Source organism: Ruegeria sp. CF8 (assembly GCF_056537285.1).
In genome coordinates, this window is sequence record NZ_JBQFRG010000003.1 from 390,181 (window position 1) to 413,052 (window position 22,872).

Sequence of the window (22,872 nt, forward strand, 5' to 3'; positions counted from 1 at the left end):
ACGCGGTGAGACGCCTCCATGCCCGTCGAGAAGTCGGAGCTCAGCCGGTTTGAGCTTGGAAAATACTATGTCACCAATCTGGTCCTTCAGGGGATTATCCGGGCAATGCGCCTGCTTCCTTATGAGCGGCGCATCGCGACCATGGGCGCGATCATGCGATCACTGGCCCCAGTGGTTGGTTTTCGCACACGAATCCGCCGCAATCTGAAGCTCACCTGCCCTGACCTGTCCGACGCCGAGGTTAAAAAGATCTGCCGTGATGTTCCGGACAATGCAGGTCGGGCGATCATGGAGCATTTTTCGCCAGAGGGTTTCACCGAGCGTCAGAGCACAGCGAAGATTTCAGGCCCAGGCATTGCCGCCTTTGATGCAGCAGTCGCCGAAGGGCGCCCGGTCATGATGATTACTGCGCATTTTGGCCACTATCTGGCCGCGCGCATTGCCCTGCAAAAACATAGCGGTCAACCAATAGGCTGCCTGTATCGCAGGATGGCAAACCCTTATTTCAACGACGCTTACGTTGAAGCCTTCTACAAGACCGGCGCTCCCATGTTCGAGCAAGGACGTCGGGGGATGGTAGAAATGGTGCGCACGCTGAAAAAGGGTGGGATCATTGCCATCGTGTCAGATCTTCATGCGATGGGGGGCGAAGAGCTTATGTTTTTCGACAAACCCGCCGTGACGTCTGTTTTGAACGCAGAGCTTGCGATGAAATACAAGGCGGAACTCATCCCTTGCTATGCGGTACGCCAACCCAACGGCATAGATTTTGAGATCATTCTGCACGATCCGGTTCCGCATACCGACCCGAAAACCATGACCCAGTTCACCAATGATGACCTAGAGAAGATGGTTCGCCAGCATATGGGACAATGGTTTTGGATTCACCGTCGCTGGAAGCACTGGAACGGGCTTGGCATTGCCCCGGACGAGATGCCCTGATCACTTCACACGCGTTGCCGCAACAATAGGGCCGTGGCCTGCGCGTTGCACCAAAACAACCGCCGGAAGGTCTGATCCAAGTTGGGCTGAAAAGGTTTGTGGCGCGACGCCATCCCATTGCCCGGCGATCTGCCAGGTTTCCACCACATTGGCATAGTCCAAGTCGTGCCCAGCCAACTCTCCACGACGGATCGAGGCATGGCGCATGGGCGAGTATTGTACGATGCGCACGTCATAAGTCTCACCCTCTGGCAATTCCACGGGCATTACATCCACAGTCACTTCATCTGCTGTCCGGGTTGCGCTCACCGACGCCTCGGGCACCGCCTTAAGATGCGCATTGATCAGGCGGTCAAGCTCACGGGATTGAGCGCCCACAATGTCATGCTGCCCGTTGATCACCATCTGCGGCGTATAGATCATCGAGCGCCCCCCTTCCCGGGCATAGGCGCGCTGCCGCGTGGTGTGGTCCGGGTCAGCATATTCATCCTTCCACCCGATGTAGTCCCAATAGTCCACGTGCAGCGCCAAACCGATGACGTCATCCCGCTTGGCCAGATCATGCATCAGCCGGTCCGCCGGGGGACAAGAGGAACAGCCTTGTGACGTAAACAACTCAACCACCACAGGATCATCCTCGGCCGCGACAGAGGCAGCCAAAAAGCAGGACATCAGGGCAGTTAAAATGGCGGGTCTGAACATAAGAACTCTCGATTTCGGCGGTTGGGTCTCAGCAATAGCTGCTTCGCTGTTCAACGACCAATCAAGGTTTCTTGAGGCGCAAGTGCGCGTTTGCCTCAAGAATGTGTGCAATGGTATACTAAATTGATCCCTTTGTTCTTGTTCTTCCTTGAACGAAGGGGTTTGGTGATACAGATAACAGACAGCGAATCCCATTGCCCAAGTCATTTGAGAGGGAGGCCACTGATGCCCATCAGAGTCGGACAGGATACTGCCAAGACACGCCGCAGCCTAAGCGTGAACGGCAAATCCATTTCATATTATTCCATCCCCGCCGCCCAAGAGGCTGGTCTGGGCGATTTCTCGAAACTGCCAGCGGCACTGAAAGTCGTGCTGGAAAACATGCTGCGGTTCGAAGATGACGGCTTTTCAGTCTCTGTCGAAGACATAAAAGCATTCGCCGAATGGGGCGTGAACGGTGGGAAGAACCCGCGTGAGATAGCCTACCGCCCTGCCCGCGTGCTGATGCAGGATTTCACTGGCGTTCCGGCGGTTGTGGACCTTGCAGCGATGCGCGACGGCATCAAGGGACTAGGCGGAGATGCACAGAAAATCAATCCGCTGAATCCGGTTGATCTGGTCATCGACCACTCGGTCATGATCGACGAATTCGGCAATCCCCGCGCATTTCAGATGAATGTGGACCGAGAATACGAACGCAACATGGAACGCTATCAGTTCCTGAAATGGGGCCAGTCGGCGTTCAACAATTTCCGTGTCGTGCCCCCCGGAACCGGTATCTGCCATCAGGTAAATCTGGAGTACCTCGCACAGACGGTCTGGTCAGACACAGACCAAAACGGGGATGAGGTCGCCTATCCTGATACGCTGGTTGGCACCGACAGCCACACCACCATGGTCAACGGCATGGCCGTTCTGGGTTGGGGCGTTGGCGGCATCGAAGCCGAGGCTGCGATGCTGGGTCAGCCGATCTCGATGCTGATCCCCGAAGTTGTGGGTTTTGAACTAACGGGGTCAATGGTCGAAGGCACCACCGGTACTGACCTTGTTCTCAAGGTCGTGGAAATGCTGCGCGAAAAGGGCGTTGTTGGTAAGTTCGTCGAGTTCTACGGCGAAGGCCTGGACCGCCTGCCGTTGGCCGACCGCGCGACCATCGCCAACATGGCACCGGAATACGGCGCGACCTGCGGCTTCTTCCCAATCGACGGAGAGACCCTTCGTTACATGCGCAATACCGGCCGCGACGAGGACCGTCTGGCGCTGGTCGAAGCCTATGCCAAGGAAAACGGCCTCTGGCGCGATGCAGACTATGCTCCGATCTACACGGATACCCTGACGCTGGACATGGGCACGATCGTTCCGGCGATCTCGGGCCCGAAACGCCCGCAGGACTATGTTGCCCTGACCGACGCCAAGGCGGCCTTTACCAAGGAAATGGCCGAGACATTCAAACGCCCTATGGGCAAACAGGTCGAAGTCAAAGGCGAGGAATACGGCATGGAGTCGGGTAAGGTCGTGATCGCTTCGATCACCTCCTGCACCAACACCTCGAACCCATATGTGATGATCGGTGCCGGTTTGGTGGCGAAGAAAGCACATGAACTGGGCCTGAACCGTCAACCCTGGGTCAAGACGTCTCTGGCCCCCGGTTCGCAGGTTGTGTCTGAATACCTCGAGGCCGCCGGCCTGCAACAGCATCTGGACGCCATCGGGTTCAACCTTGTTGGCTATGGCTGTACCACCTGCATTGGGAACTCGGGTCCTATCCAGAAAGAAATATCCGAAGCAATTGCCGAGGGCGATCTGGTCGCCACGTCGGTCTTGTCGGGCAACCGCAACTTCGAGGGGCGTATTTCACCGGACGTCCGTGCCAACTATCTGGCTTCGCCGCCGCTGGTAGTGGTTTATGCACTGGCCGGCACGATGGATGTTGACCTGACCTCGGAACCGATCGGTCAGGACAAAGACGGCAATGACGTCTTCATGAAAGACATCTGGCCGACCCAAAGCGAGATCGCAGAACTGGTCGAGGCCACTGTGACCCGCGAAGCGTTTCAGTCAAAATACGCTGATGTCTTCAAAGGCGACGAGAAATGGCGCGGGGTCGAGGTTCCACAACAGGAAACTTATGACTGGCCGCCGACCTCGACCTATATTCAAAACCCACCCTATTTTCAGGGCATGGGTGCCGAACCGGGCACAATCTCGAATATCGAAGGGGCCAAGGTACTGGCAATTCTGGGCGACATGGTCACAACCGACCATATCTCTCCGGCTGGGTCATTTGCGACGACCTCGCCCGCTGGCCAGTATCTGATCGAACGGCAGGTGCAACCGCGTGAGTTCAACTCATACGGCTCGCGTCGTGGCAACCACGAGGTCATGATGCGCGGCACCTTCGCCAATATCCGCATCAAAAACGAGATGCTGGAGGGCGTCGAAGGCGGTTACACCAAGGGTCCGGATGGCGAACAGACCTCGATCTACGACGCGTCGATGGCCTATCAGGCGAACGGCACGCCGTTGGTGGTGTTTGGTGGCGAGCAGTACGGCGCGGGCTCAAGCCGCGATTGGGCGGCCAAAGGCACTGCGCTGCTGGGTGTGAAGGCCGTCATCGCCGAAAGCTTTGAGCGTATCCACCGGTCAAACCTGGTTGGAATGGGCGTCATTCCGTTCGAATTCACGGGGGGTGACACACGCAAGACGCTTGGCCTGAAAGGGGATGAAACCGTCTCAATCCACGGATTGGATTCGGTTGAGCCCCTGCAAGAGGTGCCTTGCACAATCGTTTACGGCGACGGGAGTGAGAAAACCATCACCCTGAAATGCCGCATCGATACAGCGCCCGAGATTGAATACATCGAAAACGGTGGCGTGTTGCACTATGTGCTGCGCAACCTTGCAAAGGCATCGTAAACCGTTAGTGTTGCGTGCAACTAAAACCCCCGGCTTAGCGCCGGGGGTTCTTTGTTATCTGGTCATCCATTCGAAAACCTGAAACTGTTGGGCAAGGTCATTCACGGAAGCCATGCGCCATGCAAAAACCAAACGCCCTGCTGGTTTGTTCCCTCAGCGTCATTGCCGTGATTGGAATATGGGGTGTCATCGACATTCAGAGCTTGGTGAGCTGGGCCAGTGGAATTGTGCAGCAAACCTTCCACAGCCGGGGATGGTTCGTGATGCTCGCCGCTTCGGGCATGTTGATCGGGTGTCTGGTTCTGGCGTTCTCGAAATACGGGAACATTCGTCTTGGTCGCGATGACGAAGAACCAGAATTCTCGACCGCCACGTGGATTTCGATGTTGTTCTCAGCCGGGATGGGGGTCGGTCTGTTGTTCTGGGCGGTGGCCGAACCGTTAACCCACTTCAATTTCATCTCAGGCATGGCACCCGATTACATCGCGGCGCAGCAGGCCATGCTGGCGACCAACTTCCATTGGGGTTTGCACGCTTGGGCCATATACGGATCAACTGCGCTTACCATTGCCTATTTCAGCTTCCGGCGCGGCACCGGGATGATGGTCAGCGCGCCGATAAAAAGCCTGCTTCCCGGAGAACGCTGGGCCGAACGTGTCGGATGGCTTTCAGACTTCATGGCGATCATCGCGATTGCCATTGGCGTGGGTGGCTCAATGGCAATGGGAGTCTTTCAGGTCGCAGACGGAATCGCGGTGTTGGGAGGTCGGGAAACGGTCGGAGCATTTTTGATTACCGTCGTGTTCCTGGCAATGGTTGGGGCGTATATCCCAGCACTCTTGATCGATCTGGGGCAAGGCATGGCGCGCTTATCTAACGCTGCAATGCTGATTGCGATCGGCCTCGTTGCCTACACCATCATTCTTGGCCCAACCGAATATCTTTTGAATACCGTGGTGCAGGGGTTTGGCGATTACGTCACCAATGTCATCCCACGCGGCTTTCAAACTTTCACGTTTTTTGGCGACGACGTCACCAGATGGTTCAGCGACTGGACCCTCACCTACATGGTCTGGTGGATCGCCTGGGGGCCGTTTGTCGGCGTCTTCGTGGCCCGTATTTCTCGCGGTCGGACGATACGAGAGTTCGTGATCGGGGTACTGTTCGCCCCCACTTTGTTTTCAATCCTCTGGTTCGGCGCTTTTGGCGGTATCGGACTTTTCGAGGCCCTTAACGGGGCGGGCGAACTGCTGGCCTACACGCAGACAAACATTGAACGCGTGACCTTTGCCCTGCTCGACCGGCTGCCGCTGTCCCTGATGACAACGCTTGCAACGGTACTGGCTGCGTTTTTGTTCATTGTGACCAGCGTCGTAAGCGCGGCATTTGTTCTTGGCACCTTCTCGACCGGTGGCGACGAGAACCCGCCCCCCCGCGTACGCCTGATCTGGGGGGCGCTACTGGGATTACTGAGCGTTGCGATGATCCTTTCTGGGTCAGTGGATTCAGTTAAGATCCTCATCTCGCTTGGTGCTTTGCCCTTTGTCTTTATCTCTGTCCTGCTGATGGTCTGCTTGTTCCGCGGTCTCAGAGAGGAGGGTCAAAACAATGCTGATCGGTGATCTGACAGACACCCTGATGAACCTTGTGACCTTCGCGTTCATCGCGGCGATGATCTGGATATTGCTGCGGAGGTGACGACGTTTATCGCCAAACTGAATTCGCGTTGCAACGCATCCCTTTTGCAGGTTTCGTACACATATGGAAACAGTTGCACTGATAACCGGCGGTGCCCGAGGGATTGGCCGGGCAATAGTCGAAGAACTTGGCCGTGATCACCAAATCGCGTTCACATGGTTGAACAGCGCCCCCGATTTGGATGTGTTGGACGGCGACGTTCTGGCGATACGCTCAGACCTGACGCAGCAAGATCAGCCCACTCGCGTGATTGATCAGGTCATCGCACAGTTCGGACGGCTGGATGTTATTGTGAACAATGCCGGGCTTGTCCGCCCAACGCCTAAAGAGGCGTTCAATTTGCAGGATCACAGAGACATCCTTGACCTGAATTTGCTTGCACCCGTGGCCCTTCTGACCGCCGCCCTGCCCCATCTGCAAGCCGGGGCATCCATCGTGAACATCTCGTCCATGAACGCGACCCTCCCACCGCGCGATGCCGCGACCTATGGGGCCAGCAAGGCTGCGCTTAACCTGTGGACCCGTGCCATGGCCAAAGAACTGGGCCCAAAGGGTATCCGCGTCAATGCGATTGCCCCGGGCGCGATCAACATCCCCGAGGCACCGCGCCCGGATGATCTGACAGAATTGTTTGTCAAAGACACCGCCCTTGGCCGGGTGGGCGCGCCGGAAGACATCGCAAAAGTCGTGCGCTTTCTAGCCTCGGACGCAGCGGGGTTCATAACCGGCGAAGTCCTAGGTGTTACCGGGGGCTATCGGTTGTAGTTCTTGTTGCCACAAGACAAAGGGATTTATCCGCCCGCAGCCTTTTCCAGTGCAGGCCGTATTGTGCTTTCGATCACGCGCTGTGTAATAGGCCCGGCAAAGCGCAGGATGATGGTGCCATCACCGTCAATCACGTAGGTTTCAGGCACGCCGTAAAGGCCCCAATCCAGCGCCATGCGGCCTTGCTCGTCCCGTCCCATCGCGGTGTAAGGATCGCCAAGCTCGGTAAGAAATGCGTCTGCGTTGGCCAACTGGTCCTTGTAGTTGATTCCATAGACCGGAATGCCTTCTTTCGCCAAAGCGTCCAGATTGGGGTGTTCGGCCCGGCAAGGCGCGCACCAACTGGCCCAATAGTTGACCAGCTTGACCTCTCCGTCGCGCAGGGTTGCGTCATCGAAGGGGGTTTTGCCGGGGAACTCGCTTAGGATCACAGGCGGGGCGGGCTGCCCTTCACGCGCGGATGGCAGGGCATTTGGATCGTCGCGGAACATGCCGATTCCGGCCAATACGGCAAAGGCACCAAAAATCAGCGGCGGAGCGATCATCAAGGGCGAAATCTTAGCCATTGCGCGACATCCTTTGTTCAACCTTTTCCATGTCACGGCGCACTTTGCGCCCACGCATCACACTGAACGCAACCAAGGCCACCAAAAGCACGATAGACACGGCATAAGACGACAGAACTGCGTCCGCGTATTTTCCAAGATCGGGAATCATCCGCCCACCCTTTCCCGCGCCATCAGCGCCTTGATCCGGCGAGCGCGAATTTCGGTGCCGGTGCGGTACAGCACCAATGCGATGAACAGCAGAACAAAGCCGATGATGCAAACCAGCAGTGGGTAGAAGAAAATGTTGCTGACCTTTTCTTCGGTGTCTGTTCCGGTCACAGCCGCTGCGCGCATGACAGATGCCCCCTGATGAAGCCCCTGATTCCAGAAGTTCACCGCATAGCGGCTGAGGATCGCAAAAACAGACCCCACAAGGCACAGGACCGACGTCAGATCAGCCGCCGTATCGGGGTCTTCAATCGCCTCCCACAAGGCGACATATCCAAGGTAGAACAGGAACAGGATCAGAAACGATGTCAGTCGCGGATCCCAGGCCCACCAGGTGCCCCACATCGGCTGGCCCCAGATCGCGCCTGTCAGCAACGCGATCAGGGTCATGACAATCCCAATCGGTGCCGCCGCCCGCGCCGCAAGCGCACTGACATGGTGACGTCTTACCAGCCAAACCAGCGACGTCGCCAGCATCATAAGCCAACAGTTGATCGCCATAAGCGCCGCAGGCACATGCAGATAGATGATCTTGACCGTCGACCCTTGTTTGTAATCGTCCGGCGTAAAGAAAAAGCCCCAGATCAGGCCAACGACGATGCAGGCAATCGAGGTGATCCAGAAAAACGGGAGGACACGCTCGCTGGTCGCAAGAAACTTGCGCGGGTTGGCATATTCCCAGAGGGCATTGGCTTTGGCTGCGATAGACATGGGCCCTATCTAGTCCGAGTTGGGGTGGTTCTCAATTGACCTCGGTCAATATTGAGACGGTTCACCGCAGATTGATCCGCAACACTGCCGCGCTGGCGAAGGGCAGCAGCGCAATGGTTGCCGCCGTGATACCTGCCAGCATGAGCAAGGGCGTCTGTACCTCCATTTCAGTTGCACCGCGCCGCGCAACCTCGGCCCCGAAAATCAGTGTGGGCACGTATAGCGGCAGCACCAGCAATGATAAAAGCAAGCCGCCACGCTTCAAGCCGACGGTCAAAGCCGCGCCAAAGGTTCCGATCACGCTCATCGCGGGGGTGCCAATCAACAGTGAAATCACCAGCCAAAAAAAACCCGGTACGGGAAGATTGAGCAGTACCCCCAGGAACGGCGCTGCAAGAACCAGAGGCAATCCTGTGGTCAGCCAATGCGCCAAAGCCTTGATGGTCACAACTGATTCCAATGGCAGCGGTGCTGTGGCCAACAGGTCCAGCGACCCGTCTTCCCAATCCAAGGCCAACAACCGGTCGAGCGACAGCAAACAGGCCAACAACGCCCCAAGCCAAAGAACACCCGGAGCGATGGTTGAGAGTAGTGAGGATTGTGGGCCCACCGCAAACGGCACCATCACCGTCACGATCAGGAAAAACGCCAGTCCCAGTCCAAACCCGCCGCCTGCGCGAAAGGCCAGTTTCAGGTCGCGCAGCAACAGGGCGATCACAGGAAGCCTCCGTCGAAATCGTCAATGGGTTTGGGTTTGGCTTTGTTGGGTCCTACGTCCAGAACCTCTCCGTCCAGGCCAAGATCGATATGGGTCGCAATCAGGGCCGACCCACCCTGCCCCAGATGGTCCCGCACCGCACCGGCAAACATCTGCACCGCGTTTTTGTCGAGCGATACGGTGGGCTCGTCCAGCATCCAAATCGGTCGTTCTGTCACCAGCATCCGGGCAAGCCCCAGCCGTCGCTTCTGACCAGCTGATAGATTGCCGGCATGGCGATCGGCCAACTCGTTCAGATCAAACGCATCCAATGCGTCTTGTATACCGCTTGTCCCAAAGACCGAGGCCCAGAAGGTCAGGTTTTCGGTCACGGTCAGGGTCGGTTTCAACCCGTCTGAATGCGCCGCGTAGGCAATTTGATCCTCGGCACCTTCAATTGTTCCTGCAAGCGGTGGCTGCAAACCTGCCAAAGTGCGCAGAAGGGTCGTTTTGCCGATCCCGTTCGGCCCGCGCAAGATCAACGCCTTGCCGGGCGGCAGCTGAAAGCTGAGACCTTCCAGCACAGGAATGCCACCACGGGTGATCGACAAGTCGGATACAGTCAAAGTCATGAAACCCGCTTAGCGGATTGTTTGAAGGGGCAAAAGGCAAGATTTGCCGCAGGGTCGTCGTGACTTTGCCGAGTCCCGGTGCCGAAAGGGGAAGCCTGTCAAACAGGTATCAACGCAAGCGCAATCCGACGCCCTTCCGAAAGCAGCACGTTATAGGTGCGGCATGCGGCGGGCGAATTCATGATTTCGACGCCGATTCCGGCGCTCTCCAAGGCGGTGCGCAGTATTTTGGGAATATGTGCCATGTCCTTGCCAGTGCCGATGAACAGGACGTCGATGTCGTCAGCAAGGTTCAGCAGCGGCACTGGGTCATCATAGCCGCCCCATCTTGTCGTTCCGGTTGGGCCGATTAGAACCGGGCTTTCGTGGACTTGCCCGCCGACGCGGAAGAAGCCGGGGCCGTAGCCGTCGACCGGCATTGCACTGGTGTAGGTGATCTCGTTCAGGCGCATATGCGCTTTCTATCCCCAAAGCGGCAGGCCCGACAAGGCCGCCAGTGCGATGGCGATATAAGCTGCCGCGCGATAAAGCCTCTCACGCTCGGGGCGGAACACCCATCCGCCCAGCCAATTCCCTACCAGGTTCGGGATTGCCAGAGCAAGACCCAGCGCTGCAGCCGCCCATGTAACACGACCCATCCCAGTCAGGTAACCAATAATGAGAAAGTCGAACGCGAAGAGAAACAACAGTATCGTGGCGCGGATGACCTGCACCGACAGCGGACGGGACATATAAAACAGGATTACCGCCGGCCCCGGAAGCCCTGCGACACCGCCCAGAAACCCAGCAGCGGCGCCGATGCCCGAGACCATCACTCGAGTGACTTGGCCGTTATACCGCAACCCCAATATCAGAACCGCGAGCGTGAAAAGCGCAAGCAGGCTGACCGCATATCGAAACACATCGGGGTCTACGCGAGTCAGCACCCACAGGCCCAGCGGCAGAAGCAAAGCGCAACCTCCGGTCAAGCGTGCAAGATCGCCTTTGTCCACATGGCTCCACGCGCGGCGCAGATTGGGCAGCGGGCCAAAAATGTCCATGATCGTCAACCCGATCAGCGCACCGAATGGGCCAAGATAGGGGGAGGCAAGGGGCAGGAAGACCAGCGCGGTTCCAAAGCCCGAAAATCCGCGCACAACGCCGCCAAGAAAAGCCGCAAAAAGGATAATGGCCAGCCCTTGAGGGGGCTGGCCAAAAAGTTCAGGCATCAATGTTGGCAAACTGGTTGCCCGCCGTGTTCGACGGTTTGGACCAGTCGCGCTTGACCCCCAGCCACAACAGGATGGTCGAGGCCACAAAGACGGACGAATAGGTCCCGACGATAACACCCCAGATCATCGCAAAGACGAACCCTCGGATTACGTCTCCACCCAGCACGTAAAGTGAAATCAGCGCCAACAGAGTGGTGACCGAGGTCATGACTGTCCGGCTGAGGGTTTCGTTGATCGAGATGTTCAGAACCTCTTTGAGGTCTTTCTTTTTGTACTTGCGCAGGTTTTCCCGCACGCGGTCGAACACAACCACCGTGTCGTTCAGCGAATAGCCCACGATGGTCAGAAGCGCCGCGATGATCGCCAGATCGAACCGGATTTGAAGTTCCGAGAAGATACCGATGGTCAGGATCACGTCATGCACAAGGGCAGCCACGGCCCCCAGCGCGAATTGCCATTCGAAGCGCAGCCAGATGTAGACAAGCACCGCGCCGATGGCCAACGCAACGGCGATAACCGCAGTCTGGATCAACTCACCAGATACCTTTGGCCCGACCGACTCGACCGAGACAAACTGAATGTCAGGCACGACGGTTTGCAATGCGCCCTCGACGGCGGTGATCGTGGCGGCCTCAACCGCTTCAGCATCGGCCTGCGCCTGAATTCGGATCATGGCGACGTTTTCGTCCGGGCCGAAGGTGGGGTCGAAAATCTCAGTGATCGTCACATCACCAAGCTCCAAAGGCGCAATCGCGTCGCGGTAAAGCCCCACATCAATCGGCTGCGCGCTTTCCGTACGGATCGTTGTACCGCCGCGGAAGTCGATACCGAAATTCAGGCCCTGCAACATGAAAGAAGCAAACGCCACAACCATCATCAGGCCCGAGATGCCCAGCCAGATTTTCCAGCGGCTGAAGAAATCGAACGAGGTGTTCTGGGGTACGAGTTTCAGTCTCATGTCAAACCTCGATCATTTTCGGACGGCGGCGTTCGAACCACATGACGACCATCAGGCGCGTCACGAAGATCGCGGTAAAGACCGACGTCAAAATGCCCAGCCCCAGCGTAATCGCAAAGCCGCGCACCGGACCACTGCCCATGGCAAACAGGATGGTTGCAGTGATGAATGTGGTGACGTTGGCGTCCAAAATGGCCGACAGCGCCTTTTCATATCCCAGCTCAATCGCCCGCGCCGGGCCTTTGGCAGATTTCAGTTCCTCTCGAATCCGCTCAAATATCAGCACATTGGCGTCAACGGCCATGCCGACCGTCAGAACGATCCCTGCGATCCCCGGTAGGGTCAGCGTGGCTCCGATCAGGGACAGCAACCCGAACAGCAGACCCACGTTGATGATAAGCGCGATGTTAGCAAAGATGCCAAACAGTCCATAGCTGAGGCCCATGAAAACCAGAACAGCCGCAAAGGCCACGATAGTGGCTACTTTACCTGCATCAATACTGTCTTGCCCCAGTTCGGGGCCGATGGTGCGCTCTTCCAGGAACTCCAGCCCGGCAGGCAACGCGCCCGCCCTAAGCAGGATGGCAAGGTTGGTGCTTTCCTCAACGCTGAAGTTGCCGGTGATGATACCAGACCCGCCCGGGATATGGCTTTGGATCACTGGGGCGGAAATCACCTCGTCATCCAGCACAATAGCAAAAGGCGCGCCGATATTGTCGCGGGTATAGTCGCCAAACTTGCGCGCACCCGAAGTATTGAACCGGAAACTAACCGCAGGCCGTCCATTCTGATCAAACGAAGGCTGTGCATCCACCAGTTCCTCACCTGTCACAACCGGAGCGGATTCAATGGTGTAAAACACGCCGTTTTCGTCAATCGAAGGCACAACCTCTTCACCAATCCCGACAGAGGCGTCCGGGTCGCTTCCACGTCCAGCGACGGGATTAAAAGTCAACTGAGCCGTGGTTCCGATGATTTCCTTAAGTTCTCCGGCGCTGCCGATACCCGGCACCTGAATCAGGATACGATCCGACCCCTGGCGCTGAATGGTGGGTTCGCGAGTACCCACCTCGTCAATCCGGCGGCGGATGATTTCAAGCGACTGACGCACGGTCCGGTCGTCCGACGCCAGCTTTTCCGCATCGGACAGTTGAACCACGATAGTGTCGCCGTCTGCGCGGGCCTCAATATCCGTGGCTCCGACACCGGTCAGGGTTTGCACCTGACGGGCCAGTCCGCGCACCACCTCCAGTGCTCGGGACATGCCTTCGGGCTGACTGATCCGAACACGAATCTCATCCGGGGCCGAGTCCTGCCGGCGGATTGTGCCAACCGTGGCACGTTCGTCACGCAGGGCATCCCGGACTTCGGGCCACATGGCCTCCATCCGAGATTCGTATACGTCCTGAACCCGGACTTCGGCCAAAAGATGTGCCCCGCCACGCAGATCCAGGCCCAGATTGACCAGAGAAGACGGTAGCCAAGTCGGCCATTCCGCGGCCTGAGCTTGCATCTCGGGCGTGTCGTTGCCCAACTCGATGGCAACTTTTGCGTCGTTGGATTGTTCGACCCGCGTGTAGAACGCGTTTGGCAGGGCCATGAGCAAGCCGGTCACGCAGACCAGCCAGATCAGAACCCGCTTCCAGGTATCAATTTGCAGCATTACCCTGCCTTTTCAAGGGATTGTCGTGCGAAGTTACTTCGCAGGTTCGGTCTTGTTCAGAACCTGAGCAATGGTCGACTTGACCACGCGGATCTTGACGCCCTCGGCGATCTCGACCTCGATCTCGTTCTCGCCTTCCTTGACCTTGGAAACTTTGCCAATCACCCCACCCTGAGTAATCACCTGATCACCCCGGCGCACGGCTTCGACCATGGCCTGGTGTTCTTTCATTTTCTTCTGCTGCGGACGGATCAGCAGAAAATACATGATCGCGAAAATCAGGATCAGCGGGAGAAACTGGGCGATTGCGCCACCTTCCATGGGATATTCCTTTGTTCAGACCTTGCGGCACCGTTCCGCAAATTTGGCCGGAACCTATGCTTTGAAATGCGTGTTTGCAAGCAAAGGCGGTGATGTGTCCCACCTTAAACCGTCCAAGCCGCGACAACCGCTGACAAAGCGTTGCAGATATGTCCTATGCAGGTGTCTCTATTTGGCTATAGTCAAGCATCAGGGGGGACAATGAGAGTTCGTTACAAGCCTTTCCAATCTTTAACGCTTTTGCTGTCCGTGCTGACCTTTGTTTTGTGGTTGGCAGCGCCACTAATGGCCCAGGAAACACCTGCTGAAATAGTCGAGCCCGAGTCAGAAGAAACAGACAGTTTCAAAGCGCCCGTCATCGTGGATGGCGACATGCTGTTTTTCTTGCGCGGTTCCAGCGCCCTACCCGCGCCAGAGCGTGCAGAAAGCGTTCAAAACAAGATTATCGAGGTAGCCGAATCCTCGGAAAACCCTGCGGTTGATATCACTTTCGAAGACACCGACTTGGGCATACGCATCCGTGCCGACGGCGTAATCGTTTCCATTGTGACCGTTGCGGATGCAGAGCTGGACCAAATGGAGCTGGATGTTCTTAGCTTCCTCCATGGTCAGGCTATCGAAGAAGCCATCCTCAACTATCGTTCTAATCGCACGGAGCAGGCACGCGTGTCAGGTGCGATTGAGGCCGCGGGATGGACCATAGGATTTGTCGTCTTCGTTCTGCTTATCCTTTGGCTGCATCGGCGGATCAGACGGCGCACTCTGAAGTTAGTAAAGCGGTATTTGAAGGACGTGGAAACCGCCACCGCGAAAAGCGTTCAAGCCGAGGCAATCGCCGCCTTGGTCCGGTACGGACTTAACTTCGTTTTGCTGGTGATCTTCTTTCTGGGTTTCTACTACTATCTATCCTTTGTGCTGTTGGCTTTTGCCGAAACACGCTATTTCGCGCAGCTTCTTCTTACTTACCTGACAGAGCCTGTCCTTCTGATCTTCAAAGGCATCCTCAGCTACATCCCCAACATGATCATGCTGGGCCTGATCACATGGGTCACGATGTATGTAATCAAGGGCATGCGTGTGTTCTTCGATGCGGTCGAAGCGGGCTCTTTCGAAATGGGCGATTTTGAAAAGCACTGGGTCAACCCGACGTTCAACATCGCCCGCGTCGTCGTCATTCTGATCGCGCTGGTTTTTGCTGTTCCCTATATCCCTGGGTCGGATTCAGCGGCGTTTCAAGGCCTGACAATTCTGGTCGGCGCGATGCTGTCGCTGGGAGCGAACTCGGTCGTGTCCAACATGCTGGCGGGATTATTCGTAATTTACCGACGGTCAACCTCAATCGGCGACCGCATTCAAATCGGCGATCACATCGGAGACGTGGTTCAGATCAAGCTTATGGAAACGCATCTGAAGTCGATCAAGAACGAACTGATCTCAATCCCGAATGCGCAGCTGATGAATTCGGACGTGGTGAATTTCTCGAAAAAGACCGATGGCAGCGGGTTGCTTTTGCACACTACAGTCGGCATCGGTTACGAAGAGCCACCCGAGAAGGTCGAAGCGATGTTGATTGAGGCCGCCAATCGCACAAAAGGAATCAAGGCCAAGCCTGAACCCTTCGTGCTGTGGACCGCACTGGCTGACTACGCGATCAACTATCAGATCAACGGTTACACCACGCGCGGCAGTATCATTCCGAAAATCCGCTCGGACCTGCATCGCAACATCGTCGCCGTATTCAACGAGAACAACGTGCAGATCATGACGCCGTCCTACATGGCCGACCCACCGGAACCAAAGATCCCGGTTGAGGAATGGGATGGGCACTTGGCGCATGAAATCCACGACGCGGACGATAAGTCGTAACCGGTGCTACACCCCGCCCGACAGATGGTGCATAAGCGGTTTCAGTGATTCACGCATTTAAGGATCTGAGACATGCACGACATCCGCGCCATTCGCGAAAACCCAGCCGCCTTCGACGCCGCCCTTGCGCGCCGTGGGGACGCGCCGGTGTCGTCAGATTTGTTAAGACTGGACGAAAGTCGCCGGGCCAAGATCCTGGCCGCCGAGACCGCGCAGGCTGAACAGAACAAAGCCAGCAAAGAGGTCGGTGCAGCCAAGGGTCGTGGCGACGAAGCAGAGTTCGAGCGTTTGCGCGCAATAGTAGCACAGAAGAAGGCTGAGATCGCCCAAATGCAGACCGAGGCCAAGGACCTCGACGCGCTACTGACCGATCAACTGGCCCGCATCGCCAATCTGCCTGCCGAAGACGTGCCGCAAGGTGCGGATGAGGACGACAATGTCGAGGTGAACCGTTGGGGCACCCCGCGCGCGTTTGACTTTGACCCGAAAGAGCATTTCGACATCCCCGCCGTTGCCGCCGCGATGGATTTTGAAACGGCCGCCAAGACCAGCGGCAGCCGCTTTGTGAACCTATCGAAAGGCGTCGCACGTATCCATCGTGCGCTGGCCCAGTTCATGCTGGATACTCACATCGACAAGAACGGGCTGACCGAGATGCAGACCCCGGTTTTGGTTCGTGATGAGGCGATGTACGGGACTGACAAGCTGCCGAAATTCGGTGATGACAGCTATCAGACGACCAATGGTTGGTGGCTTATCCCGACGTCTGAGGTAACGCTGACCTATTCGGTCGCGGGTGACATTTTGGATGAAGCTGCCCTGCCCATCCGCATGACGGCGCACACGGCTTGCTTTCGCTCCGAAGCCGGCAGCGCGGGCAAAGACACGTCAGGTATGCTGCGTCAGCACCAGTTCGAAAAGGTCGAAATGGTCTCGGTCACGCATCCCGACAAGTCGGATGACGAACAAAAGCGCATGCTGCGCTGCGCTGAGGACCTGCTGGAGCAGTTGGGCATTCCCTACCGCACCGTTGTTCTGTGCACCGGCGATATGGGCTTCGGTGCACGCCGTACATTCGACATCGAGGCCTGGCTGCCCGGTCAGAACACGTATCGTGAGATCAGCTCGGTCTCGACCACCGGAGCCTTTCAGGCACGCCGCATGAACGCCCGTTTCCGTCCCGAAGGCGGAGGAAAACCGGAATACGTTCATACGCTGAACGGTTCAGGTTTGGCCGTTGGGCGCTGCCTGATCGCGGTGTTAGAAAACGGTCAGAACGCGGACGGCAGCGTAACCCTGCCGCAAGCTCTCAGCCCTTATCTGGGTGGCAAACTGACGCTGCAACTGGATGGCACGCTGGCATAAGAAAACCGACGCCCCAAAAGACGCCGGTCGAACGTGATAACAAGGCGAAGAAGGCTTACTTCTTCGCCTTTTTCTTGTCTTTTTTCTTGTCTTTCTTCTTGCCGTCCTTTTTGTCGCCCTTTTTCGCGACGTCTTTCTTTTTATCGTCCTTCTTGGACTTTTTGTCTTTTTTGGACTTGGCTTTCACCTTGTCCTTTGCCTTTGAAAACGCAGCTTCCATTTCGGCACGTTTCTTTGCGGCTTTCTCAGCCTTGGCTTTGGCCTTTGCCTTTTTGCGGGCTTTGGCTTCGGCGGCCTCAGCGGTTGCTTTTTCCTCTGCTGCTTTCTTCGCTGCCTCTTCGGCGCGCTTTTCAGCGGCCGCGGCTGCAACGGTCTTGCGGGCGGCCGGGCGTCGTACTGCAGGCTTACTCGCTGCAGGTTTACGCGCCGCAGGTTTCTGAGTGGCAGGTTTACGGGCTGGCGCCCGACGCGCAGCAGGTTTAGCGGCTGCGGGTTTTGAAGTCGTAGCCACTTTCGCTGCAGCTATGAGCACCGCAGCGCGCGCCAGACCAATCCGGGGAACCTTGACCAGATCTTCGGGCTTGGCCTTGGCAATCGCTTCAGCTGTCTTAAAGCCGTTCGCGGACAAAGCAGTAGCAAGCGCTTCCCCCACACCTTTTACTTCGGTCACTGCGGTCATTCCGGATCCTTTCTCTTTCTCCCTGCATCAACGTATATACACAAGATATACGGTGCTTCAAGTCGCGGCACCGAACCGCGAGGCTTTGTTCAACTATGGGCCAAGTCCGCCGTGCGCCCTTTCTTCGGAAACGGCACCAAACGTTTGGCATCCTCATCCCAAAGCTTGAGATTCAGCGCTGCAACCGCCTCGGGGAACTTGATCCGACGCGGTGTAAACTCGGGCGGCAGATTGTAGTGGCAGGCACGCAGGCGATAAGACGGAATGCGTGCGTTGAAATGGTGAATGTCGTGCAACGTGATGCATGCCACTGCCGTATCGAACCACCAACCAAAGTCGAGAGCGGACGAGCCTTGCAGCGCCGCAAGCTGCGGGTCCAGATCAGGGCGGCGGTCCCAGTAGGTGTCCTCGAAGTTGTGCTGAAGATAAACAAGGAACACACCCAGCATCCCACCTAGAAGTGAGAATACAAGCCAGACCAGAATGCCGGTACTGCCGGCAATCAAATATAGCAGCCCCAGAAAAACAACGATCGAAAGATTGTGCAGCAACACGCCTTTCAATCCGAACCGCAAAGTGTTCTTGGGCCAGCGATACCGGATGAAATAGGTGAACAATGCCCCCACCGGCACCAGGACGAACGGGTTGCGATAAAGCCGATAGAAAAGGCGTTTGCTCCAATCGGCCTCGTTCCATTCGCGCAGGGTCATTGTGTGAATTTCGCCTGTCTCGCGATGCTCAAGATTGCCGATCCCTGCGTGGTGCAGGTTGTGGTTCTGCTTCATCACCTCAAACGGCGCAAAGGTAAACGGAGACAGTCCATGCCCGGCCCATTCATTCTGTCGGCGTGTCTCGAATAGCGAATGATGGCCACAATCATGTTGCAGCACATAAAGCCGCACCGCCGAGAACGCAAAAACCACACCCGCCGGAATCATGACATACCAGCGATCTACATATCCAATCGCCAGCGCCAACGATGCAAAATACACCGCGAAAGTTCCAAAATAGCTCAGCGCTGCAAGCCTGTTGTCCTGAACAGCGTATTGCCGCGTATATTCCCTCAGATCCATCCAGCCCTCTCCCACGATGGCCCGGTTAAATTTGAACTAAAAATATGACCTGATTGAACAGGTGCAAGCCGCACGCACGAAAACAGATGCACGCAAGCGAATGCTAGCGCGCAGAAAGGGCGCTGTCACGTCCTTGCGCCGAAAATGCTGAAAATTGGCGCAGTTACGCGCGCCCCTTAAGATGCTTGGCCAGCGCGCCGGCGTTTTTCTTGCGGCGGCCCTTGTAGGGGTTTTTGTCACCCTGCCCACGCAGTGTCAGACGGATCGGAGTGCCCGGCATGTCGAAATCTTCACGCAGCCCGTTGACCAGATAGCGCGTGTAACTGGCTGGCACCTTGTCAGGGTGCGAGCACATTACAACAAAGCCTGGCGGGCGCGTTTTGGCCTGTGTCATGTAACGCAGCTTGATCCGACGCCCTTGCGGTGCCGGAGGCGGGTGCTGTTCCAGCATCGCAGTCAGCCAGCGGTTCAGTGCAGCGGTCGGCACCCGGCGGTTCCAGATGTCATGGGCGCGTAGGATCGCTGCGCGCAGTCTTTCGAGCCCCCGACCAGTCTTGGCAGACACTGTGATCAAAGGCGCGCCACGCAGTTGCGGTAGCAGACGGTCAAAGGACTCTTTGAGTTCACGCAGTTTTTCCTGTTTATTTTCTTCAACGTCCCACTTGTTGACCGCAACGACAACGGCCCGGCCCTCGCGCTCGGCCAGATCGGCAATGCGCAGGTCCTGTTGTTCAAACGGAATGGCCGCGTCCAGCAAAACGACAACAACTTCAGCGAATTTCACGGCGCGCAGACCGTCAGAGACCGAAAGCTTTTCAAGCTTTTCCTGCACCTTCGCCTTTTTTCGCATCCCCGCTGTGTCGAAGATGCGCATGGGCGTGCTGTCACCGTCCGGGTCGGCCCAGTCAATCCGCAGACTGATGGCATCGCGGGTGATTCCGGCCTCGGGCCCGGTCAGCAGGCGATCTTCACCAATGATCTTGTTGATCAATGTCGACTTGCCCGCGTTGGGTCGCCCGACGACAGCCACTTGCAACGGTTTGGCTGAGGTGATCAGAGGCGTCTCGCCCTCGCCCTCTTCATCCAGTTCGATATCGGTTTCCGGGGCTTCTTCGGCCTGTGTTTCTTCGGCCGCATCGGCCAAAGGCATGAGCTGGGCGTAAAGGTCCGTCATGCCTTCACCATGCTCACCAGATAGGCGCACAGGTTCACCCAAACCCAGATTGTAGGCTTCCAGAACCCCCGCGTCCGCAGCAGAACCTTCGGCTTTGTTGGCCGCCAAAATCACATGCTTCGAGCGCTTGCGCAGAATCTCAGCGAACATCTCGTCCGTTGGGGTCAGACCTGTACGCGCATCGATCATGAACAGGCATACATCGGCCATGTCCACCGCGCGCTCGGTCAGGCGGCGCATCCGGCCCTGAAGGCTGTCATCGGTCGCATCCTCAAGACCCGCCGTGTCAATCACGGTAAAGCGCAGATCGCCCAGACGCCCTTCGCCTTCGCGCAGGTCACGTGTCACGCCAGGTTGGTCGTCGACCAAGGCCAGGCGTTTGCCCACAAGGCGATTGAACAGAGTGGATTTGCCCACGTTCGGGCGCCCCACGATGGCGAGGGTCAGCGACATGATACTCAACTTTCAAGACTCAAGATGCGCCCTTTAGCGCATCTTTCCGTCAACGGAAAGCGTGTAGATCACCCTTGGTCGAAACGACATACAGAGTTTGACCCGCAACAACCGGCGCTGTAGTCGCGCCTCCGGGTACTTCGACCTGATGAACCAGCGTTCCGTCGACCGGATTGAAGAACCGCAGATATCCGTCATTGGATGCAATCACAATACGACCGCCAGCCAGGATCGGACCGTAATGCGCAAAGATCGGGCCACGACGACCACGTTTGTCTTTTACAAAGCCCGGAAGATCCTGCGCCCATACGACAGAGCCATCTGCCGCGTTCAGACGTACCAACTGGCTGCGGTCGCTGATCAGGAAGATGCTGTTGCCAGCGGGCCATACGGCGTCCACGGCCCCTTCGTCAGCTGTCCAACGACGTTCGCCTGTTGCCACGTCAAAAGCGACAGTCCGGCCCGAATGGTTGCCGATATAGATCGTGTCCCCGGACACCATAGGACCGCCGGTCACATCAACGATTTGCGCAGCGGCCCGCCCCCGGCGTCCACCGGCAACCGACGCGTTCCAACGGCGAATGCCACCCCGGCGGAAGGTTGCGGCCACATCGCCCGAACCAAAAGCAAATACCGCCAAATCCGAGGCGATCACAGGCGCAGGTGCACCTAGCACGTTACCGACGCTGGGCGTGCCTTCGATTTGCCACGCGATACGGCCATCCTTGGTTGCAATGGTCCATCCGGTTTCATCCCCGGCCACCAAATAGAGCAGACCGTCGTTGACAAGCGGTGCGCCGCTTCCGGTGGCTTGCAAACGTTTCTGCCAGCGAACGGCACCTGTTTTAGCGTCAAGCGCAGTCAGGCGACCATAGCCAGACGAGACGTACAAAACACCGTCAGCATAGGCCATGCCGCCACCCGTAGCATCGGAATCCCCGTCAGTTGCAGGGATCAGATCCGTTTCCCAGGCAACCTGACCCTGAGGCGTTACCGCCGAAACGATTGCTCCGGCATCCAGCGTATAGATCAGCCCTCCTGCAACGACTGGCTCAGCGGTGATACGTTGCTTGCGCGAGTCACCCTGCCCTATCGAAGTGGACCAGATCCGCTGCGGCGTCGCGCGCAGAGCGGCGTTTGTCGTCCGATAGGCGGGCGTTCCTGGGCTTTGCGACCAGCTGGCATTCGCCTGCTGCGACGGCAGGCTGATCGGCTGAGAGCCGCTTTTTTCAACTGTCTCTAAATCCGACAAGGGTCGGATGTCTTCGCGTTCACCGGGGAGAATGGGTTCTGGTTGTTCACAGGCGGTCAATGCAGTCAAAGCCAATGCCGCGACCGGCAGTCCCACGCGGGAGAATAGTCTTGTTACCATGGTATTCCGAACTCGCCTGTCAAATATGTATTCTTTCACCGCCCGATCAGCCCTGTTGCGCCACCAGGGGTTCTGGTTCGCCGCCCAGCGCGACAATCAATTGCGCCGCGCGCTGCTGCAGATCAATGCCAACTTCAGCATCCTGCCGCAGCGCTTGCAAACGATCCAGTGCCGCCTCGACATTGCCCTCGGACACGTCAATCAGCGCCAGCTGTTCTTCCGCGAGCAGACGCAGCGGAGCACCCGGCGCCGCAAGCGCTTCGAACTGCTGCCGACGGTCAGTTGCGGGCAAGGTGTCGCTTTGCAGCAGTAAGGCTTTGAAGCTTGCGATGGCACGGTAGATCTCGGGTAGATCGCCCTGTACCGCAATTGCATTCAGACTGTTAACCGCTTCTTCGCGCGATCCGGCCTCGATTTGCGCGGTCGCCAGCAACATGTTCAAAACGGCGTCTCCGCCGGGCGATACTGTCTCAATGCTCTGCAATCCAGCGGCCCGCGCATCGGAACCATTCTGGGTCAGGGCAGCAAGAATCGAGTCCCCCAAATCTTGCGCCTGTGCGGTATCACGGGATTTGCGGTATTCATTAAAGGCCGCACCGCCAACGATGAGTACGACGGCAACCACACCAACCCAGCCCCAGCGGCGCAACAGCAGATACATGCGGTCGCGGCGTACCTCTTCCGTGACCTCATCAATGAAACTGTCTGTGTCGCTCATTCCCTGCCCCCTGGGCTGTATATCTTGTCTTGGTGCGCCATGTCATACCCCGGCACCAACGCCAAGCCAAGGGTCCGAATTTGCACATTTTAACCCACAGGCATCACTCTTGCGAAAAAAAGTGAACCAAACTATTCAGTTCAGTGTAGAAAAGACATAGCCAAAGCCCCATTTCAAGGC

22 protein-coding genes are annotated in these 22,872 nt (G+C 57.2%); 6 read left to right on the top strand and 16 right to left on the bottom strand.

The features are described from left to right. The first annotated feature begins 18 nt into the window (after positions 1 to 18). The gene (locus tag ACR0EV_RS09850) at positions 19 to 942 is read left to right on the top strand and encodes a lysophospholipid acyltransferase family protein (protein ID WP_480799920.1); all 924 of its coding nucleotides are present in this window, start codon (positions 19 to 21) and stop codon (positions 940 to 942) included. Here ACR0EV_RS09850 and ACR0EV_RS09855 read toward each other — a convergent pair whose 3' ends face one another. Further along, positions 943 to 1,644 carry a DUF1223 domain-containing protein gene (locus ACR0EV_RS09855; RefSeq protein WP_480799921.1) on the bottom strand — a complete coding sequence of 234 codons (702 nt, stop codon included), beginning with the start codon at positions 1,642 to 1,644 and terminating at the stop codon, positions 943 to 945. It lies immediately after the preceding gene. Between the two features lie 225 nt (positions 1,645 to 1,869). On the opposite strand from ACR0EV_RS09855, the gene acnA reads away from it, so the two are divergent. From acnA to ACR0EV_RS09870, 3 genes are all read left to right on the top strand, one after another. After that, a complete protein-coding gene (gene acnA, locus ACR0EV_RS09860) occupies positions 1,870 to 4,560 on the top strand; it encodes an aconitate hydratase AcnA (RefSeq protein WP_480799922.1) in 2,691 nt (896 codons plus the stop codon). A gap of 119 nt (positions 4,561 to 4,679) precedes the next feature. Beyond that, positions 4,680 to 6,182 carry a BCCT family transporter gene (locus tag ACR0EV_RS09865; protein WP_480799923.1) on the top strand — a complete coding sequence of 501 codons (1,503 nt, stop codon included), beginning with the start codon at positions 4,680 to 4,682 and terminating at the stop codon, positions 6,180 to 6,182. Between the two features lie 139 nt (positions 6,183 to 6,321). Beyond that, positions 6,322 to 7,023 (top strand): SDR family NAD(P)-dependent oxidoreductase, encoded by a 702-nt coding sequence (locus ACR0EV_RS09870; protein ID WP_480799924.1) that lies wholly within the window; start codon positions 6,322 to 6,324, stop codon positions 7,021 to 7,023. 26 nt (positions 7,024 to 7,049) lie between these two features. On the opposite strand, the gene ACR0EV_RS09875 is transcribed toward ACR0EV_RS09870, so the two are convergent. The 10 genes from ACR0EV_RS09875 to yajC all read right to left on the bottom strand — a co-directional run bounded on the left by ACR0EV_RS09875 (position 7,050) and on the right by yajC (position 13,992). Beyond that, entirely contained in the window at positions 7,050 to 7,589 is a 540-nt protein-coding gene (locus ACR0EV_RS09875) for a DsbE family thiol:disulfide interchange protein (RefSeq protein ID WP_480799925.1), read from the bottom strand. Beyond that, a complete protein-coding gene (gene ccmD / locus ACR0EV_RS09880; RefSeq protein ID WP_480799926.1) occupies positions 7,582 to 7,740 on the bottom strand; it encodes a heme exporter protein CcmD in 159 nt (52 codons plus the stop codon). Before ccmD ends, ACR0EV_RS09875 begins: the two co-directional genes overlap by 8 nt. Continuing rightward, a complete protein-coding gene (locus ACR0EV_RS09885; protein ID WP_171090769.1) occupies positions 7,737 to 8,510 on the bottom strand; it encodes a heme ABC transporter permease in 774 nt (257 codons plus the stop codon). The genes ccmD and ACR0EV_RS09885 overlap by 4 nt, the downstream gene beginning before the upstream one ends. A gap of 61 nt (positions 8,511 to 8,571) precedes the next feature. Next, the gene (ccmB, locus tag ACR0EV_RS09890; protein WP_171179531.1) at positions 8,572 to 9,228 is read right to left on the bottom strand and encodes a heme exporter protein CcmB; all 657 of its coding nucleotides are present in this window, start codon (positions 9,226 to 9,228) and stop codon (positions 8,572 to 8,574) included. Further along, positions 9,225 to 9,839 carry a heme ABC exporter ATP-binding protein CcmA gene (ccmA, locus tag ACR0EV_RS09895; protein WP_480799927.1) on the bottom strand — a complete coding sequence of 205 codons (615 nt, stop codon included), beginning with the start codon at positions 9,837 to 9,839 and terminating at the stop codon, positions 9,225 to 9,227. Before ccmA ends, ccmB begins: the two co-directional genes overlap by 4 nt. A 98-nt stretch (positions 9,840 to 9,937) precedes the next feature. Further along, positions 9,938 to 10,291: an Mth938-like domain-containing protein gene (locus ACR0EV_RS09900; RefSeq protein WP_480799928.1), complete on the bottom strand. Its 354-nt coding sequence runs from the start codon at positions 10,289 to 10,291 to the stop codon at positions 9,938 to 9,940. Positions 10,292 to 10,300: 9 nt separating this feature from the next. After that, positions 10,301 to 11,047 (bottom strand): TSUP family transporter, encoded by a 747-nt coding sequence (locus tag ACR0EV_RS09905; RefSeq protein ID WP_480799929.1) that lies wholly within the window; start codon positions 11,045 to 11,047, stop codon positions 10,301 to 10,303. Further along, positions 11,040 to 12,008 carry a protein translocase subunit SecF gene (gene secF, locus ACR0EV_RS09910; RefSeq protein WP_171668480.1) on the bottom strand — a complete coding sequence of 323 codons (969 nt, stop codon included), beginning with the start codon at positions 12,006 to 12,008 and terminating at the stop codon, positions 11,040 to 11,042. Before secF ends, ACR0EV_RS09905 begins: the two co-directional genes overlap by 8 nt. A gap of 1 nt (position 12,009) precedes the next feature. Beyond that, complete coding sequence (gene secD / locus ACR0EV_RS09915; protein ID WP_480799930.1) at positions 12,010 to 13,671, bottom strand: protein translocase subunit SecD; 1,662 nt, start codon at positions 13,669 to 13,671, stop codon at positions 12,010 to 12,012. A 33-nt stretch (positions 13,672 to 13,704) separates the two neighbouring features. Continuing rightward, complete coding sequence (gene yajC / locus ACR0EV_RS09920; RefSeq protein WP_171090782.1) at positions 13,705 to 13,992, bottom strand: preprotein translocase subunit YajC; 288 nt, start codon at positions 13,990 to 13,992, stop codon at positions 13,705 to 13,707. A 201-nt stretch (positions 13,993 to 14,193) separates the two neighbouring features. Between yajC and ACR0EV_RS09925 the strand changes: the two genes are divergently transcribed. Both ACR0EV_RS09925 and serS read left to right on the top strand, forming a co-directional pair. Continuing rightward, the gene (locus tag ACR0EV_RS09925; protein ID WP_480799931.1) at positions 14,194 to 15,858 is read left to right on the top strand and encodes a mechanosensitive ion channel family protein; all 1,665 of its coding nucleotides are present in this window, start codon (positions 14,194 to 14,196) and stop codon (positions 15,856 to 15,858) included. A 72-nt stretch (positions 15,859 to 15,930) separates the two neighbouring features. Next, the gene (gene serS, locus ACR0EV_RS09930) at positions 15,931 to 17,223 is read left to right on the top strand and encodes a serine--tRNA ligase (RefSeq protein WP_480799932.1); all 1,293 of its coding nucleotides are present in this window, start codon (positions 15,931 to 15,933) and stop codon (positions 17,221 to 17,223) included. Positions 17,224 to 17,278: 55 nt separating this feature from the next. Here the strand turns inward: serS and ACR0EV_RS09935 are convergent, their stop codons facing one another. From ACR0EV_RS09935 to ACR0EV_RS09955, 5 genes are all read right to left on the bottom strand, one after another. Further along, positions 17,279 to 17,902, bottom strand: coding sequence for a helix-hairpin-helix domain-containing protein (locus tag ACR0EV_RS09935; protein WP_480799933.1), 624 nt, complete (start codon positions 17,900 to 17,902; stop codon positions 17,279 to 17,281). An 89-nt stretch (positions 17,903 to 17,991) separates the two neighbouring features. Further along, positions 17,992 to 18,975, bottom strand: a complete 984-nt coding sequence (locus ACR0EV_RS09940; protein WP_480799934.1) for a fatty acid desaturase — start codon at positions 18,973 to 18,975, stop codon at positions 17,992 to 17,994. Between the two features lie 163 nt (positions 18,976 to 19,138). Next, entirely contained in the window at positions 19,139 to 20,602 is a 1,464-nt protein-coding gene (der, locus tag ACR0EV_RS09945; protein ID WP_480799935.1) for a ribosome biogenesis GTPase Der, read from the bottom strand. 49 nt (positions 20,603 to 20,651) lie between these two features. Next, the gene (locus ACR0EV_RS09950) at positions 20,652 to 21,974 is read right to left on the bottom strand and encodes a PQQ-like beta-propeller repeat protein (protein ID WP_480799936.1); all 1,323 of its coding nucleotides are present in this window, start codon (positions 21,972 to 21,974) and stop codon (positions 20,652 to 20,654) included. A 46-nt stretch (positions 21,975 to 22,020) separates the two neighbouring features. After that, positions 22,021 to 22,692 carry a hypothetical protein gene (locus ACR0EV_RS09955; RefSeq protein ID WP_480799937.1) on the bottom strand — a complete coding sequence of 224 codons (672 nt, stop codon included), beginning with the start codon at positions 22,690 to 22,692 and terminating at the stop codon, positions 22,021 to 22,023. Positions 22,693 to 22,872: the final 180 nt, after the last annotated feature.

What these genes read in the sequence shown, in the direction of transcription:
- ACR0EV_RS09875 (WP_480799925.1), bottom strand. Translation starts at nt 7,589, where the DNA reads ATGGCTAAGATTTCGCCCTTGATGATCGCTCCGCCGCTGATTTTTGGT.
- yajC (WP_171090782.1), bottom strand. Translation starts at nt 13,992, where the DNA reads ATGGAAGGTGGCGCAATCGCCCAGTTTCTCCCGCTGATCCTGATTTTC.
- acnA (WP_480799922.1), top strand. Translation starts at nt 1,870, where the DNA reads ATGCCCATCAGAGTCGGACAGGATACTGCCAAGACACGCCGCAGCCTA.
- ccmA (WP_480799927.1), bottom strand. Translation starts at nt 9,839, where the DNA reads ATGACTTTGACTGTATCCGACTTGTCGATCACCCGTGGTGGCATTCCT.
- ACR0EV_RS09935 (WP_480799933.1), bottom strand. Translation starts at nt 17,902, where the DNA reads ATGACCGCAGTGACCGAAGTAAAAGGTGTGGGGGAAGCGCTTGCTACT.
- ACR0EV_RS09850 (WP_480799920.1), top strand. Translation starts at nt 19, where the DNA reads ATGCCCGTCGAGAAGTCGGAGCTCAGCCGGTTTGAGCTTGGAAAATAC.
- ACR0EV_RS09940 (WP_480799934.1), bottom strand. Translation starts at nt 18,975, where the DNA reads ATGGATCTGAGGGAATATACGCGGCAATACGCTGTTCAGGACAACAGG.
- ACR0EV_RS09865 (WP_480799923.1), top strand. Translation starts at nt 4,680, where the DNA reads ATGCAAAAACCAAACGCCCTGCTGGTTTGTTCCCTCAGCGTCATTGCC.
- ACR0EV_RS09855 (WP_480799921.1), bottom strand. Translation starts at nt 1,644, where the DNA reads ATGTTCAGACCCGCCATTTTAACTGCCCTGATGTCCTGCTTTTTGGCT.
- secF (WP_171668480.1), bottom strand. Translation starts at nt 12,008, where the DNA reads ATGAGACTGAAACTCGTACCCCAGAACACCTCGTTCGATTTCTTCAGC.
- ACR0EV_RS09870 (WP_480799924.1), top strand. Translation starts at nt 6,322, where the DNA reads ATGGAAACAGTTGCACTGATAACCGGCGGTGCCCGAGGGATTGGCCGG.
- ACR0EV_RS09900 (WP_480799928.1), bottom strand. Translation starts at nt 10,291, where the DNA reads ATGCGCCTGAACGAGATCACCTACACCAGTGCAATGCCGGTCGACGGC.
- serS (WP_480799932.1), top strand. Translation starts at nt 15,931, where the DNA reads ATGCACGACATCCGCGCCATTCGCGAAAACCCAGCCGCCTTCGACGCC.
- ACR0EV_RS09955 (WP_480799937.1), bottom strand. Translation starts at nt 22,692, where the DNA reads ATGAGCGACACAGACAGTTTCATTGATGAGGTCACGGAAGAGGTACGC.
- ccmD (WP_480799926.1), bottom strand. Translation starts at nt 7,740, where the DNA reads ATGATTCCCGATCTTGGAAAATACGCGGACGCAGTTCTGTCGTCTTAT.
- secD (WP_480799930.1), bottom strand. Translation starts at nt 13,671, where the DNA reads ATGCTGCAAATTGATACCTGGAAGCGGGTTCTGATCTGGCTGGTCTGC.
- ACR0EV_RS09905 (WP_480799929.1), bottom strand. Translation starts at nt 11,047, where the DNA reads ATGCCTGAACTTTTTGGCCAGCCCCCTCAAGGGCTGGCCATTATCCTT.
- der (WP_480799935.1), bottom strand. Translation starts at nt 20,602, where the DNA reads ATGTCGCTGACCCTCGCCATCGTGGGGCGCCCGAACGTGGGCAAATCC.
- ACR0EV_RS09925 (WP_480799931.1), top strand. Translation starts at nt 14,194, where the DNA reads ATGAGAGTTCGTTACAAGCCTTTCCAATCTTTAACGCTTTTGCTGTCC.
- ACR0EV_RS09885 (WP_171090769.1), bottom strand. Translation starts at nt 8,510, where the DNA reads ATGTCTATCGCAGCCAAAGCCAATGCCCTCTGGGAATATGCCAACCCG.
- ACR0EV_RS09950 (WP_480799936.1), bottom strand. Translation starts at nt 21,974, where the DNA reads ATGGTAACAAGACTATTCTCCCGCGTGGGACTGCCGGTCGCGGCATTG.